The following is a 14164-nucleotide window of genomic DNA, read 5'->3' as shown; positions in this document are numbered from 1 at the left end:
ATGCCCGGCTTTTACCGTACCTGACCCCCCCCCCCCGCCCGGCCCGAACCCCTGGGCGGGGCGGGCCGGGCGGGCGGAATATACTGACGCAACGTGACTGCCAAGCCGCGTATCCCCAATGTCCTTGCCGCCCGCTACGCCTCACCGCAGCTGGCCCGCCTGTGGTCTTCTGAGTACAAGGTGGTGGCCGAGCGGCGCCTGTGGCTGGCCGTGCTGGCCGCGCAGGCACGGCTGGGGGTGGATGTCCCGCCCGAGGCGGTGGGCGACTACGAGAAGGTCGTCGAGCACGTCGACCTGGAGTCGATCGCCGCCCGTGAGCGGGTCACCCGCCATGACGTCAAGGCCCGCATCGAGGAGTTCAACGCGCTGGCCGGGCACGAGCAGGTGCACAAGGGCATGACCTCCAGGGACCTGACCGAGAACGTCGAGCAGCTGCAGATCCGCGACAGCCTGGTGCTGGTGCGAGACCGGTGCGTGGCACTGCTGGCGGGACTGGCGGCGCTGGCGGCCGAGCACTCACCGCTGGTGATGGCCGGGCGCTCGCACAACGTAGCCGCGCAGTCCACGACGCTGGGCAAGCGTTTCGCCTCGGCCGCCGACGAGCTGCTGGTGGCGTTCGCCCGGCTGGAGGAGTTGATCGGCCGCTACCCGCTGCGCGGCGTCAAGGGGCCGGTCGGCACCGCCCAGGACATGTTGGACCTGCTGGGCGGGGACGCGGCCAAACTGGCCGCGCTGGAGGACGAGGTGGCCGCGCACCTGGGGTTCGCCCACCGGCTGACCAGCGTGGGACAGGTGTATCCGCGCTCGCTGGACTACGAGGCGCTCACCGCGCTGGTGCAGCTGGCCGCGGCGCCCTCCTCGCTGGCCAAGACGATCCGGCTGATGGCCGGGCACGAGCTGGTCACCGAGGGGTTCGCCCAGGGGCAGGTCGGCTCCTCGGCGATGCCGCACAAGATGAACACCCGCTCGTGTGAGCGGGTCAACGGGCTGACGGTGATCCTGCGGGGGTATGCGTCGATGGCCGGGGAACTGGCGGGCGACCAGTGGAACGAGGGCGACGTCTCGTGTTCGGTGGTGCGCCGGGTGGCGCTGCCGGACGCGTTCTTCGCGTTCGACGGGCTGGTGGAGACCATGTTGACGGTGCTGGGGGAGTTCGGCGCCTTCCCCGCGGTGATCGCCGCCGAGCTGGAGCGCTACCTGCCGTTCCTGTCCACCACGAAGATGCTGATGGCCGCGGTGCGGGCCGGGCTGGGCCGCGAGAGCGCCCATGAGTTGATCAAGGAGCACGCGGTGGCCTCGGCGCTGGCCATGCGCGAGGGCGCCGGCGGCAACGAACTGCTCGCCCGCCTGGCGGCCGACGAGCGCTTCCCGCTGGACCGGGCGGCGCTGGAGGGCCTGCTGGGCGAGCCGATCTCCTTCACCGGCGCGGCCACCTCCCAGGTGGCGGCGGTCGTGGCCCGCGTGGAGGAGGTCGTGACCCGCTACCCGCAGGCGGCCGCCTACCGGCCCGGGGCGATCCTCTGAGCCGCGCGCCGAGGGTGCTGCGCGAGGTGGCCGAGGTGGCCGCCGCCTGCGCCGGCGACCCGCTCGTGCTGTGGGGTGCCCAGGGGATGGTGCAGGGCGTGCGGGCCTGGGCGCTGGGGGAGGCGGTCGCGGTGGCCTGTCCCGATCTCAACCGCCGCGACCGCCTGACGGTGTGCGGCGAGCCCGAGCAGGTGGCCGCGCTGGTGGAGTGGGCGCTGGGGCGCCTCGGCCCCTCCTACCGGGTGGTGGGCACCCGGGCACTGGTAGGGCAGGTGGCCGCCCGCTCACCGAGGCTGCGCCTGCTGGGCACCTTCGAGTGGATGGACACCCACCGGCTCAGCCCCGTCCTCAACGCGGGACCGGGGCGGGCGCGGTGGCTGGCCCCGAAGGAGGAGGGCGAGGTGAGCGCCCTGCTCGCGGCCGCGGCACCCTCCTCGTGGGCGGCGCCAGGGGTGGCCGGCGTACGCCGCTGGGCGGGCGTGCGCGACGAGGACGGCGACCTGGTCGCGGTGGCCGCCGACGCCTGGTCCTGCCCGCAGGTGGGCTTCGTCGCCGGGGTCGCCACCGCCGCGCGCCGCCGCGGCGCCGGGTACGGCGAGGCGGTGTGCCGCCTGGCGCTGGGCGACCTGCTCACCTCGCACGGCCGTGCCGCGCTGATGGTCGACACCGCCAACCACACCGCGCTCGCCCTGTACGGGCGGCTGGGCCTGCGCCTTCGCCCGCTGGCCGCCGCGGCCCTGGACGGTGCCTGGGACGGTGCCTGAACCCGATCCCCGGGCAGGGGCGGGAAAACCTGGTGCGGGCCGAGGTCTGGGCAGGCAGAGTGGACGAAATGATGTCTGGTTTCATACCTGGTCTGGAGCTTTCTCGTACTTTCTACACCCAGGTCGTGCGGCCGATCGTGGCCGAGGTGCCGCACAGTGCCGCGCTGATCGGCGCCGGTTCCGAGGTGTTGGCGTTCGACACCGAACGCTCCACCGACCATGACTGGGGTCCCCGGGTGCTCCTCTTCGTCGAGGAGCACCGGATCGAGCAGGTCCGCCGCGCCGTCGCCGGCGGGCTGCCGGAGGTTTTCCGCGGCTATCCCACCGCCGTGACCGGTGCCGGTGGGCACGGTGTGCAGGTCGGTGAGGCGGCGGCCTGGTTCACCGGGCGGCTCGGCTTCGACCCGCTGCGGGGGGTGAGCATGCTGGACTGGCTGTCGACCCCCTGGCAGAAACTGGCGGAGGTCACCTGCGGGGAGGTCTTCCACGACGGCCTGGATGTCCTGGAACGCGTCCGTGCCGCGCTGCGCTGGTACCCGCCGGATCTGGAGCGCTACGTGCTGGCCGGGCAGTGGAGGCGCCTGGCTCAGCAGGAGGCCTTCCCCGGGCGGTGCGGGGAGGTCGGCGACGACCTGGGATCGGCGCTGGTCACCGCCGATCTGGCCCGCGATCTGATGCGCCTGGTGCTGCTGCTGCGCCGCCGCTACCCGCCGTACGCCAAATGGCTGGGCAGCGCCTTTGCGCGCCTGTCGGGTACGGCCGAGCCGGCAGAGGCCCTGTCGGCGGCGGTGGCGGCCACCGGGTGGCGCGAGCGTGAGGAGCATCTGGGGGTGGTCTACCGGCGGGTGGCGGCCCTGCACAACCGGATGGGGGTGGGCCCGGCGCTGGAGGGGAGCCTGCGGGCGTATCACCGGCGGCCCTTCCAGGTCATCGACGCCGGCCGGTTCGCCGACGCCCTCAGCGGCGCCATCACCGACGCCCGGGTGCGGGCGCTGCCTGCGGTGGGGTCGGTCGACCAGTTCGGCGACTGCGCCGACCTGCTGGCCGATCCGCGGCGCTGCCGGGCGGCCACCCGCGCCATCCTGGACCTGTGAGGTCAGGCGGGAGGGGTCAGGCGGTGGCCGGTTCGCGGCGGGCGAACATCCGCCGCTCGAACCACAGCGTGGCCAGTGGCGGCACCGCGCACACCAGGCCGACGATGAGTGTGCCCAGGCTCCAGCGGGCCTGGCGGGCGGCGACCAGCAGCGCGACCAGGTAGAGCACGAACAGGGCGCCGTGCACCGGCCCGAAGATCTTCACCCCGAGATCGCCGGTGGCGGCCACATACTTGAAGTACATGCCGATGAGCAACCCCGTCCACGAACACGCCTCGGCGAACGCCACGTAACGGAACAGACGCAAGGTGAGCGGCAGAGTCGGCACGGCGAAGTACACCTCTCCCAAAAGGGGTGATCCGGAAAGGGGGTATCCGGGCGGATCGGACAACGGTCTTCAGCCTAGGGGGGCGCGGGGCCGGTCGGTGCGCCGGGGGAGCGGTGGGCGTCGCCGAAAGCGCCCGGAACACCACGGCCCTTGACCTCAACTTAAGTTCAGCTTTTAGGGTCGTGCCGTGGCCGCGCCGGTGTTCTCACCCCAAGAGCGCGGAAAACCAGGAACCCAGGAAGCACGGTGGTGTGTGATGAGTATGGAAATGGCCGCCTGGCATTCGCTGTACGGCGCGATGAACGCCCAGCGCGACCGGCGGCCGTTCTCGGCCGCCACGCTGCGGCGCATCGCCGCCTTCGCCCGCCCGCACCGCGCCCTGCTGGCCTGGTTCCTGCTGCTGAGCGTCGTCTCGGCGGTACTGGCGGTGGCCACCCCGGTGCTGGCCGGGCAGGTGATCGACGCGATCGTCACCGGCGCCGCGGTGGGCGTCGTGGCAGGACTCGCCGGGCTGATCGCGGTGATCGCGCTGGCCGAGGCGGCGCTGGGCCTGGTGACCAGATGGATGTCGGCGAACATCGGCGAGGGACTGATCCTGCGGCTGCGCGGCGCCGTCTTCGACCACGTGCAGCGCATGCCGGTCGCCTTCTTCACCCGCACCCGCACCGGCGCCCTGGTCAGCCGGTTGAACAGCGACGTCATCGGCGCCCAGCGCGCCTTCAGCGACACCCTGTCGGGGGTCGTGGGCAACCTGGTCACCCTCACCCTGACCCTGGCGGTGATGATCGGCATCTCCTGGCGGCTGACCGCGCTGGCACTGGTGCTGCTGCCGGTGTTCGTGCTGCCGGCCCGGCGCGTCGGCGCCCGGCTGGCACGGCTGGAACGCGAGGCCGCCGACCACAACGCGGCGATGAGCACGCAGATGACCGAGCGCTTCTCCGCGCCCGGCGCCACCTTGGTCAAGCTGTTCGGCCGCCCCGAGAGGGAGTCGGCCGAGTTCCTGGCACGGGCACGGCGGGTACGCGACATCGGGGTGCGCACCGCGATGGTGCGCTCGGTGTTCGTCACCGCCCTCACCCTGGTCTCGGCGCTGGCCCTGGCCCTGGTGTACGGCCTGGGCGGCTTCTACGCGCTGAGCCGGCAGCTGGAGCCGGGCGCGGTGGTGGCGCTGGCACTGCTGCTGACCCGCCTGTACGCGCCGCTGACGGCGCTGGCCGGCGCCCGGGTGGAGGTGATGAGCGCCCTGGTCAGCTTCGAGCGGGTCTTCGAGGTCCTCGACCTGAAACCCCTCATCACCGACAGGCCGGACGCCAAGGCGGTGCCCGAGGGGCCGGTGAGCGTGGAGTTCGACCAGGTCGGCTTCGCCTACCCGTCGGCCGAGAAGGTGTCACTGGCCTCGCTGGAGGAGGTCGCCGCCCTGGACGCGCGCGGCGGCGAGGCGGTGCTGCACGAGGTGTCCTTCCGAGCCGAGGCCGGGCAACTGGTCGCGCTGGTGGGATCCTCCGGAGCCGGCAAGTCGACCATCGCGCAGCTGCTGGCCCGCCTGTACGACGTCGACAGCGGCGCGGTACGACTGTCGGGGGTGGACGTGCGCGAGCTGTCGGCGGCCTCGATCCGCCGGACACTGGGCATGGTGACCCAGGACGGGCACCTGTTTCACGACTCGATCCGGGCCAACCTGCTGCTGGCCCGGCCGGACGCCGCACCCGAGGAACTGTGGGAGGTGCTGCGGCGCGCCCGGCTGGCCGACCTGGTCGCGGCGCTGCCCGAAGGCCTGGACACCGTGGTCGGCGAGCGCGGCTACCGCCTCTCCGGCGGTGAGCGCCAGCGGCTGACCATCGCCAGGCTGCTGCTGGCCCGGCCGCGGCTGGTGGTGCTGGACGAGGCCACCGCGCACCTGGACTCCACCTCCGAGGCCGCGGTGCAAGAAGCCCTGGCCGAGGCGCTGGCCGGGCGGACCGCACTGGTCATCGCCCACCGGCTGTCGACGGTCCGCACCGCGGACCTGATCCTGGTCGTCGAGAACGGGCGCGTCGCCGAGCGCGGCACGCACACCGAGCTGCTGGCCGCCGGCGGCCGCTACGCGCAGCTGTATCACACCCAGTTCGACCAGCGGACCGCCTGCTTCGAAGACCTGGAAGACGGGCTCGGGGACTTCTCCGCCGTACCCGCCCGCTGAGCGTCGCCTGCGCCACGCCGGGCAGGGCGCCGGGCAGGGGCACGCCGACGGCGAGGTCACGTCGATGACGGCCTTGCCGGTCAACCGAAGACGACCCCGGCGGACTCTCCCGCTCGCTACGGCAACCGGCGGGGGAGCCGCCGGCCTGACCTGAGGGCCCGCCCGGCCCCGCCGACATCGATCGGACATCGACGCCGTACACCCGCGCCCTCAGGGCAGGGTCAGCACGCGCGGCCCGTCGGCGGTGACGGCCACCGTGTGCTCCACGTGCGCGGCCCGGCTGCCGTCGACGCTGGACAGCGCCCAGCCGTCGGGGGCGGTCAGGTAGCCGTCACCGCCCCCGGCGACGAACATCGGCTCGATCGCGAGCACCAGGCCGGGCCGCAGCACCAGGCCCCGCCCGGCACGTCCCCGGTTGGGCACGTGCGGGTCCTCGTGCATGGCCCGGCCGATGCCGTGACCGCCGAAGTCCTCGGGGATGCCGTACCCGGCCGCCCGTCCCGCCGCGTGCACCGCGTGGCCGATGTCACCCAGGCGCCCGCCCGGCACGCACGCGGCGATCGCGGCCCCCAGCGCGGCACCGGTCACCGCGATCAGCTCCAGGTCACCGGGACGGGGCGGGCCGACGACGAAGCTGATCGCCGCATCCCCGGCCCACCCCTCCAGGTAGACGCCGCAGTCGACGCTCAGCAGGTCACCGGGGCGCAGCCGGTAGCCGTCGGGGATGCCGTGCACGATCACGTCGTTGACCGAGGCGCAGATCACCGCGGGAAACGGAGTCGGCGCGAAACCGGGCTTGTAGCCCAGGAACGCCGACTTGGCGCCCGCGCCGGAGATGACGGCCGCGGCCACCTCGTCCAGCTCCAGCAGGCTGACACCCACCCGCGCGTGCTCGCGCACCGTCTCCAGCGCCAGCGCCACCACCCGGCCGGCCTCGCGCATCGCATCCAGCTCGGCCACGGTCTTGATCTCCACCATGCGTCACACCCCTGATCACCCCAACACCTGTAGCGGTATTATTATCACGCTTGCTAGGATCATGCGCATGGTGCGACCCCCGCTGACCGAACTTGACCGTGAACGAGGCCACCGCCTGGGCGCGCTCCTGCGCCAGGCCCGCGGCACCCGCAGCATGACCGAAGTCGCCGCCGCCGCGGGCCTGTCCGCCGAAACCCTCCGCAAGATCGAGACAGGCCGCATCCCCACCCCGGCCTTCTTCACCATCGCCGCGCTCGCCGCCGCCCTCGACGTCTCCCTGGACGTCCTGGCCGAGGTGCGCGCCGGCGAACGCGCCGCCTGACCCCGCCCCCACCGGCGGCAACGGAAGACACCCCCGCCCGGCGCCTGCTATGCCGACGCCGCGGGCCCGGACCTTTGCACCCCCTCGGCGGAGACCGATCCCGACGCACCCGCGCCGCGGACGGCCGGGCCGCGCAGCAACGGATGCGAACGCATCGCCACCTCCAACTCCCCGGGCAGCTCATCGCGGTAACGCCCCAGCGTCGCCAGATCACTGTGTCCCAGAACCCGCCGCACCGCGTCCATGTCCACCGCGTCGGCCAGCAGATGAGTGGCCGTGGTGTGCCGCAACCCGTGCGGCGTCACCGAACGGCGCCGATCGGGATCCACCCCCTGCTGCACCCGGTCGATCACCGCCTGCACATCCCCGCGCGCCAGACGCCGGCCCCGCCACGACAGCAGCAACGCCTTGTCGGGGGAGGCGATCCGCCCCCGCGCCAGATAGGCCTCCAGCACCAGCGCCACATCACCGGGCAGCGGCACGTCCCGCGTCTTACCGCCCTTACCGAAGATCCGCCAGTAACGCACCCCGTCGTTGGTGTAGAAGTCCTCCACATTGGCCCGCACCAGCTCCGAGACCCGCGGCCCCATCGTCGACAGCATCAGCACGATCAGCCCGTCGCGCAACTCGGTGTTCTGGTCACGACGGCGCCTGCGCCCCGAGCCCGCCGCCTCCTTCGCCGCCACCCCCTGCGGCCCGCCGCCCAGGTCACGCGCCGCACCGATCAGCCCCTGTGCCTGCTCACGGGTCAGCGCACGCCGCTCCGGCCGCAGCCCCCCGCGCTCCCTGGCCGTGACCGTCGCCATCGCCATCGGATTGACCTGCACCCACCCGACCAGCACCGCGTGCTTGAACAACGCCGACACCGACCGCCGAAATCGCGCCTGGGAGGAGGCGGACTGCAACGCCCCCGAGGCGGCCTCCGGCTGCGAGCGCCGCCGCCCGTCCGGCTTGCGCGCGAAGGCCAGCAGAACGGCATCCACCTCCTCACCCGTCAGATCATCCAAAACCACTTCCTCGCCCACCAACTGCACAAAGGTGGTTACATCACGCGCGTACACCTCCGCCGTCGACATCGACAACGCACCGGTCAGGGTCCTGGCCCGCACCAACTCCACATAACGGTCGGCGCACTCACCCACACTGAGACGATTCAGATCAGCCGGCCGCATGATCCCGACGACACCCCTTTCGCGCCCGGACCGCCCTGAAACGGCCGCTCACCTCGCACCGGCACCGGTAGGGACAAGGCCACGAAACGGCGACGCGGAAAACCACCGCCCCGCGCACGCCCGTCCTGCCCACCAGATCACCGATCATGTCCATCCCCCACGGTAAACGAATGCCCGCCCCCGGGCCGCCCCTCAAAGAAGACCGGGCACGGCATCGACCACGCGGCCTTTCGCCGAGCGCCCGCGGCAGGGGATCGGGCCAGGGGCCCGAACGGTCACCGGGGGAGCCGGGGGAGCGGAGCCTTGAGCCGTCCCACCACCTTCCCTCGCCCGCTATGGCCAGTTGACCGGGATGCGCGGACACAACCGCCGATAGGGCTGCGCGTCACGGGCGATGATGCGCCAGTCGGTGACATTGCCGATCGCGGTGACCCGCGTGGAGGCCGAGTGGGCGGTGTGGGCGGCGGCAAGGGAGACGACCTCGCGCTCGGCCGCCATGCCGCCGATGACGAGGGCATCGTCGGCGTCGAGCACGTCAACGTGCTGGGCGATCATGTAGAGAAGGCCGTGCAGACGCTCGCGAGCCGGAACGGTGAGCGCCTGGCGGGAGGCCTCGGCGGCCGCGACGGCGGACACGACAATCGGGTACCCGCGACGGACGGCCTCGCCGATGATCACTTCAATCTCGATGTCCTTGCTCAGCCAGTCGTTGAGGGCCGAGTGGTCCAGGACCAGGCCGGTGTCGAAGAACCTCACGGACGGTGGCTCTCCTCGATCCGGTCGAACATGGTGCGGACACGGGCGAGGACGTCGCCGGGGGAGTCGTCGAGGTCGTGGCCGACGAGTTGCCGCCAGGCGGTCATGCGGCGGTCGCGCTGGAGTTTCTCGGTGACGGCTTCGCCGATATAGGCGGATACGGTGACGCCGTACTCGTCAGCGGCCTCTTTGAGCTGGTCCGCCTGCTCCTTGGTGTGGGAGAAGCTGGTCCGCTTATCCTTAATGTGCATACGTTCACTCTATAGAGTGCATACCTCTGGTGTCAGGTGCGAACCGCCATCCCCTCCGGGCAAGGGGAGGGGAAAAATCCGTACAGCGCGCCGGAGCCGGACCTGAGCGGCACCGACGCGTTGACGACGGTGCCGCCTACCCGAACCGCACCTCCGGTGTTCCCGCCGGGAAGGCATCGCTCTTCCGTCCACCCACCGGCAACCAGGGTGCGGGTGTTTGCTCAGAAGGTGCCGCTCATCCCCTCCGCGGCCCTGGCGGTCGCAGCAACGTGCTCGTCGGCGGTCATGCCGAGGTTGGGGGAGTGCCGGTTGAGGTCATGCTGGTCGTCAGCCCACCGCTGGTAGTCCCGCCGAACGGTGAGCTCGTCGGAGTCGACAATGCGGGCGATATCGGCCCAGGTGACCCCGGCCAGCACCGCGTGGTGGACGTTGGCGGGATGGCACACGGTGCGTGCGATGCACTCCGCCAGCGCCAGCAACTCGATGTGCTCGGCCACGGTGAGCGCAGGACGGTCATCGGCTCCATGCCGGGCGGGATCATAGATTCCTCGGGCCACCAGCTCAATCCGGGCACGAGCCGACGCGTGCTTGGCGGCCAACTCGTTGTAGCGCTCCAGCTGCTGACTGACGGGCATGTCGTAGCGAGCGTCGCGCCAGGTCGCGATGTGCTCAGACATGGTCATTCGGCCAAGGCCGCACGGAGACGTTCAGCGAGATCGAAGGCCCGCTGTGCCGACCAGGGGATCACACCGTTCTCGGTCATCAGGGCATGATACTGCTGCTCCGCGTAAGGAGTTCCGGGCGGCAGCGGAGCGATGTGCCAGTGAAGGTGGCTGTTGCCCTGCTGACTGCCCAGCGAAAGCAGATAGGTGCGCTCGGAGGGAACAACCGCCTCAACAACCAGAGCGATCCGGCGAACCGTCCGCATCAACTGTAGATATGCCTCCTCCTTGAGGTCACGGACCACGTGCTCGACATGTGCCTTAGGAGCCACCAGGACCTTGCCGGGCATCGTGGGGTAGCGGTCCAGGAAGGCGATGTGGTGCTCATCCTCGAAGACGATCTGTTCAAAGTCGTAACCGGGGGCGCCCGCCAGAATGGCGCAGATGAAACAAGGACCGCTCTTGGCCCGCTGAACGTAACCGGCGAGATCGAACGCCTCTTTCCGCTCGACTTCCGGAGCCAGGACGGGCAAGTCCTCATCGGAGGAACACAGACTCATGATCGCCACCATAGGCCAGGGCAGGACTGGATCAAGGGGAACGCAGCCGTAGTGATCATCTTGAAGCGGCCGGCGATCTGCCGGCCCCGGATTCCGGCTGTCCGGTAAGGGCGAGCACGGTGGTCTGCACAACATGAAAGAGCGCGCCACGGCTCTCGGGGGTCCTCCGAGGCCGGATCTCCCTGAGGGACGGGACCCGGCTGACCTGGCGCGTCCCCCTCACCTGACGACCGGCGCGGCACCGGTAAGAACCCGCAAGGCCCCATACCTCCGCACGCGTCAACACCCTCCGGCCCCGACCGGTGACCGCCTCAGAACCGGAAGGGCCGCTGGTCCCAGCGAGCCGGGACCAGCGACCCTGGCCGGGGCCGAGGCGGTCGCGGTTGCATGAAGACGAGTCCCCTTCGCCACCGGGGCAACGGGACGGATCACGGAGGACCCCATGACACGCCGGCAGTCGTTTTCTCGCATCCTGGTCGGCTTCGATGGTTCGGCCGCCGGGTGGGCGGCATTGAGCTGGGGTGCCTGGGAGGCCCGCAGCAGCGGCGCGGAACTGGTCATTCTCCACGCGTGGGGCGACGTCACGCGGTGCCGGGCACCCCACGTGCCCGCCTGGGCACCCGCCGAGGAGGCAGATCGAAAGGCGATTGCCGAAACCGTCGTGAGCCGAGCGGCCGCGACGGTCCGCGCCGGGTATCCGAAACTCGTCGTGCGCCCGCTGCTCTGCCGTGACAGGGCCGCGCGAGCACTGCCGCACCACTCCGAGACGGCCGACCTCCTCGTGCTGGGAGGGGCCCGGCCGGTGGGCGGCGGATTTCTCGGGGCGACTTTACGGGCCTGCCTCGCCCTGGCAGCCTGCCCCACCGTCGTCGTCACCCCTGACCAGATCGACCGGATGCGGAACGCCGACATGCTCGCCCCGCGTGCCGCGATCGAATCCATGCCCGAAACGGCACATCCGGTACTCGCCTGACCGGAACGGGTTCTCGACCCGGTGATCGCCCCACCCCCGCAGGACATGATCACAAGGCGTGCTCACCTTCTTGTTCGCTCGCCTCGAAGGCGGGACCCGGCTCATGGGACGAAAGGGCCTGGCAAACGGGCCGTTCGGTCACTGTGCGAACGTCTGCACAAGCACGCACGCGCAGCAGGAGATCACCGCGGCACTGCGCGCGGCGAACACGGCCGGCTCGTGGGCGCCGTCGCCGCACAACCCCCAGCCCTGCTCCACCGAGGCAGTCCAGCGCCCGCTGAGCAACGTGCTGGACGAACACCGGCCGTCACCTGCAACCGGCGGACGTGCCGCCCACACCACCCATGCCGGTCGCGAGCTCGTGCTCATCCGCCGCTGACCGCGATCCGGCCCTCGGTGAGGGGCTAAAGACCCTGTCCTCCCGCGGCGGGATCAGGACCTGTGGCCCTGGGGCCGGGCCTTCCGGCGAGGTCTGATGGGAAAGGAAGGGAAAACAGCCATGTCTGCTCTGATCATCGCCGGAACCGGCGGCTCCACCGGCGCGACCGCCGCCGTCGGATGGGCCGCCGCCGACGCCGCTCGTACGGGCCTGCCGCTGCGCATCGTCACCGCCGCACACCGCTGGCCGAACGACACCTCCCACCACGCGCACTGCGCCGTGGCGGTCGTCCGCTCATAGGAACGCTCAAGGGAAACGCGAGAATGGAGGAAGAAGATGCCGATCAAAGTGAGTGACGTGATGGGCCGCACCGCCATCGCCGTGCGGCAGGACGCGGGCTTCGCCGACATCGTGAACGTGATGCGGCGCTTCGCCGTGGGCGCGGTGACGGTCATCGACCTGGACCGCCGTCCGATCGGGGTGGTGTCCCAGGACGACCTGCTGCTCAAGGAGAGCGACACGATGCGCCACAGTATCTCGATCTTCGAGAGCAGCGCCCGCCGCCGCGAGCACGAGAAGGCCGCGGCGGTCGTGGCGAAGGACCTGATGACCTCGCCCGCGATCACCGTCACCCCGGGCATGCCCGCCCGGGACGCGGCGCGGCTCATGCACGACAAGAAGATCGAACAGCTCCCGGTGATCGACCCGGTGACCGGCCGCATCGCCGGCATCCTGCACCGGTCGGACCTGCTGCGTGTCTTCGACCGCCCCGAGGCCGAACTGCGGGCCGAGGCCGAAGCCGTCGTCCGCGACCTGACCGGAACCGACGTGGCGATCAGCGTCGAGAACGGCGTGGTGACACTCGAAGGCAAGGTCGAACACCGCTCACAGGTCGTCCGGCTCATTCAAGCGATCCGCCGGCTCGAAGGCGTCATCGACGTCACCTCGCGGCTCGAGCACGAAAGCGACGACCTGCTCGTCATCCCGCCGCTGCTGTAGACCGCCGCTATGGAAGCGGCGCGCGTGGGCGACGGTCACCTCACCGTCCGCAGGACGTTCGACGAGGTGACCGCATCCTGAAGACAGCAGGCGGGGGATCCCGGATCCCCACCTCCCGCGGGGCGTCAATGGAGATCAATGGAGAAGGGAATCGTCTCGATGCGTGCACTCGTGGTCTTCGAATCGATGTTCGGCAACACTCAGGCGATCGCCGTGGCTGTCGCCGAAGGACTGGCCACCCGGATGGACGTGGACCTGGTCGAGGTCGGCAATGCCCCAAAGGCCGTCCCCGGCGACGTGGACCTGCTTGTCGCCGGCGGGCCCACTCATGCCTTCGGCATGAGCCGGCCCAGCACCCGGCAGTCGGCCGCTCAGCAGGCTTCCGCCGACCTGGTGTCCAAGGGGCAGGGGCTACGCGAATGGCTCTCTACCCTGGGCGGCCGCTCACCGGCCTCGGCGGTGGCGTTCGACACACGGATCAAGAGCCTCTGGATCCCCGGATCAGCCCGGTACGGCGCCGAGAAACATCTGCGCAGGCAAGGTTTCGCGATCCTGACCGGCTCACAGAGCTTCTACGTCGCCGGTACCCCTGGCCCGCTCCTGGAGGGGGAGATCGAGCGAGCCCGCCACTGGGGCGTGGCGCTGGCCACGGCACGACAGGCGGGCACTCACCGGATCGCGTAGCCAGCCCGGCATTCTGCCCGCGAGAGGGATGTGTCGTCCGGGGACCGAGGATCCGCGGGCGGTGCACGCGCCTTGAGCGGGCTCCGTCGAGGGCGCGCGTCCTGTCTGCGCCCGCGCAGGCCATCGCCCTGGCCAGGCCCAGCAGCAGCCAGGGCATGCGGTGGGTGAATCGCCTGCCGACGGACTCCTCGGCCGATCCCTTCAGATAACCACCGAGCCGGGCCACGTCCTCGTCGTGTTCCTGGAGCAGGATGTGCGGCAACCGGCGGCGGGGAATCAGGCCGGGTGAACCGGCAGGAGGGGGAGACGACCGCCAGGCCGCTCTCGCCGTGCCCGACGGCGTGCCAGGCGGCGACCTCCTGCGAACCTACGGGGGCGCCGCGAGAGACATTGGTCCTTGCGGCGGGTGACGTTCGGCCGGTGCCGGAATCCTCCTACGGGTGTGTGATGGAGATGAAGACACAAGGACTCCCCGACATCACCGAGGAAGCAGGCGAGGTGCGGACCGCACTGTTCCACATCGAGCCCGTGCCGCTCTC

17 protein-coding genes are annotated in these 14164 nt (G+C 71.0%); 10 read left to right on the top strand and 7 right to left on the bottom strand.

Going from position 1 to position 14164, the window contains the following annotated elements; translation table 11 throughout:
* Positions 1 to 93 precede the first annotated feature (93 nt).
* The 3 genes from purB to ABT130_RS09180 all read left to right on the top strand — a co-directional run bounded on the left by purB (position 94) and on the right by ABT130_RS09180 (position 3382).
* Entirely contained in the window at positions 94 to 1524 is a 1431-nt protein-coding gene (purB, locus tag ABT130_RS09190) for an adenylosuccinate lyase (protein WP_350929855.1), read from the top strand.
* 26 nt (positions 1525 to 1550) lie between these two features.
* Positions 1551 to 2288, top strand: coding sequence for a GNAT family N-acetyltransferase (locus tag ABT130_RS09185; protein WP_350929854.1), 738 nt, complete (start codon positions 1551 to 1553; stop codon positions 2286 to 2288).
* Positions 2289 to 2356: 68 nt separating this feature from the next.
* Positions 2357 to 3382 carry a DUF4037 domain-containing protein gene (locus ABT130_RS09180; RefSeq protein ID WP_350954170.1) on the top strand — a complete coding sequence of 342 codons (1026 nt, stop codon included), beginning with the start codon at positions 2357 to 2359 and terminating at the stop codon, positions 3380 to 3382.
* Between the two features lie 16 nt (positions 3383 to 3398).
* Here ABT130_RS09180 and ABT130_RS09175 read toward each other — a convergent pair whose 3' ends face one another.
* Positions 3399 to 3710, bottom strand: a complete 312-nt coding sequence (locus tag ABT130_RS09175; protein WP_350929852.1) for a DUF3817 domain-containing protein — start codon at positions 3708 to 3710, stop codon at positions 3399 to 3401.
* Between the two features lie 256 nt (positions 3711 to 3966).
* Here ABT130_RS09175 and ABT130_RS09170 point away from each other — a divergent pair, with 256 nt between their 5' ends.
* Positions 3967 to 5889, top strand: coding sequence for an ABC transporter ATP-binding protein (locus tag ABT130_RS09170; protein WP_350954168.1), 1923 nt, complete (start codon positions 3967 to 3969; stop codon positions 5887 to 5889).
* Positions 5890 to 6099: 210 nt separating this feature from the next.
* Here ABT130_RS09170 and map read toward each other — a convergent pair whose 3' ends face one another.
* Positions 6100 to 6867 carry a type I methionyl aminopeptidase gene (map, locus tag ABT130_RS09165; protein ID WP_350954166.1) on the bottom strand — a complete coding sequence of 256 codons (768 nt, stop codon included), beginning with the start codon at positions 6865 to 6867 and terminating at the stop codon, positions 6100 to 6102.
* 67 nt (positions 6868 to 6934) lie between these two features.
* Between map and ABT130_RS09160 the strand changes: the two genes are divergently transcribed.
* The gene (locus ABT130_RS09160; protein WP_350954164.1) at positions 6935 to 7189 is read left to right on the top strand and encodes a helix-turn-helix domain-containing protein; all 255 of its coding nucleotides are present in this window, start codon (positions 6935 to 6937) and stop codon (positions 7187 to 7189) included.
* Between the two features lie 47 nt (positions 7190 to 7236).
* On the opposite strand, the gene ABT130_RS09155 is transcribed toward ABT130_RS09160, so the two are convergent.
* From ABT130_RS09155 to ABT130_RS09135, 5 genes are all read right to left on the bottom strand, one after another.
* A complete protein-coding gene (locus ABT130_RS09155; RefSeq protein WP_350954162.1) occupies positions 7237 to 8331 on the bottom strand; it encodes a tyrosine-type recombinase/integrase in 1095 nt (364 codons plus the stop codon).
* Positions 8332 to 8694: 363 nt separating this feature from the next.
* Entirely contained in the window at positions 8695 to 9117 is a 423-nt protein-coding gene (locus ABT130_RS09150) for a hypothetical protein (RefSeq protein ID WP_350954160.1), read from the bottom strand.
* Complete coding sequence (locus ABT130_RS09145; protein ID WP_350929846.1) at positions 9114 to 9368, bottom strand: hypothetical protein; 255 nt, start codon at positions 9366 to 9368, stop codon at positions 9114 to 9116. The genes ABT130_RS09150 and ABT130_RS09145 overlap by 4 nt, the downstream gene beginning before the upstream one ends.
* Positions 9369 to 9589: 221 nt before the next feature.
* A complete protein-coding gene (locus ABT130_RS09140) occupies positions 9590 to 10051 on the bottom strand; it encodes a hypothetical protein (protein WP_350954158.1) in 462 nt (153 codons plus the stop codon).
* Positions 10048 to 10590 carry an HIT family protein gene (locus tag ABT130_RS09135; protein ID WP_350954156.1) on the bottom strand — a complete coding sequence of 181 codons (543 nt, stop codon included), beginning with the start codon at positions 10588 to 10590 and terminating at the stop codon, positions 10048 to 10050. The genes ABT130_RS09140 and ABT130_RS09135 overlap by 4 nt, the downstream gene beginning before the upstream one ends.
* 442 nt (positions 10591 to 11032) lie before the next feature.
* On the opposite strand from ABT130_RS09135, the gene ABT130_RS09130 reads away from it, so the two are divergent.
* From ABT130_RS09130 to ABT130_RS09110, 5 genes are all read left to right on the top strand, one after another.
* A complete protein-coding gene (locus tag ABT130_RS09130; protein ID WP_350954154.1) occupies positions 11033 to 11563 on the top strand; it encodes a universal stress protein in 531 nt (176 codons plus the stop codon).
* Positions 11564 to 11666: 103 nt separating this feature from the next.
* Positions 11667 to 11942 (top strand): hypothetical protein, encoded by a 276-nt coding sequence (locus ABT130_RS09125; protein ID WP_350954152.1) that lies wholly within the window; start codon positions 11667 to 11669, stop codon positions 11940 to 11942.
* Positions 11943 to 12062: 120 nt separating this feature from the next.
* Entirely contained in the window at positions 12063 to 12242 is a 180-nt protein-coding gene (locus tag ABT130_RS09120) for a hypothetical protein (protein WP_350954150.1), read from the top strand.
* A 36-nt stretch (positions 12243 to 12278) separates the two neighbouring features.
* The gene (locus tag ABT130_RS09115) at positions 12279 to 12941 is read left to right on the top strand and encodes a CBS domain-containing protein (RefSeq protein WP_350929840.1); all 663 of its coding nucleotides are present in this window, start codon (positions 12279 to 12281) and stop codon (positions 12939 to 12941) included.
* Between the two features lie 138 nt (positions 12942 to 13079).
* Positions 13080 to 13625, top strand: coding sequence for a flavodoxin family protein (locus tag ABT130_RS09110; RefSeq protein WP_350954149.1), 546 nt, complete (start codon positions 13080 to 13082; stop codon positions 13623 to 13625).
* Positions 13626 to 14164 lie beyond the last annotated feature (539 nt).

Source organism: Streptosporangium sp. NPDC001681 (assembly GCF_040298085.1).
Taxonomy (GTDB): domain Bacteria; phylum Actinomycetota; class Actinomycetes; order Streptosporangiales; family Streptosporangiaceae; genus Streptosporangium.
This window is presented reverse-complemented; position numbering and strand designations above follow the sequence as displayed.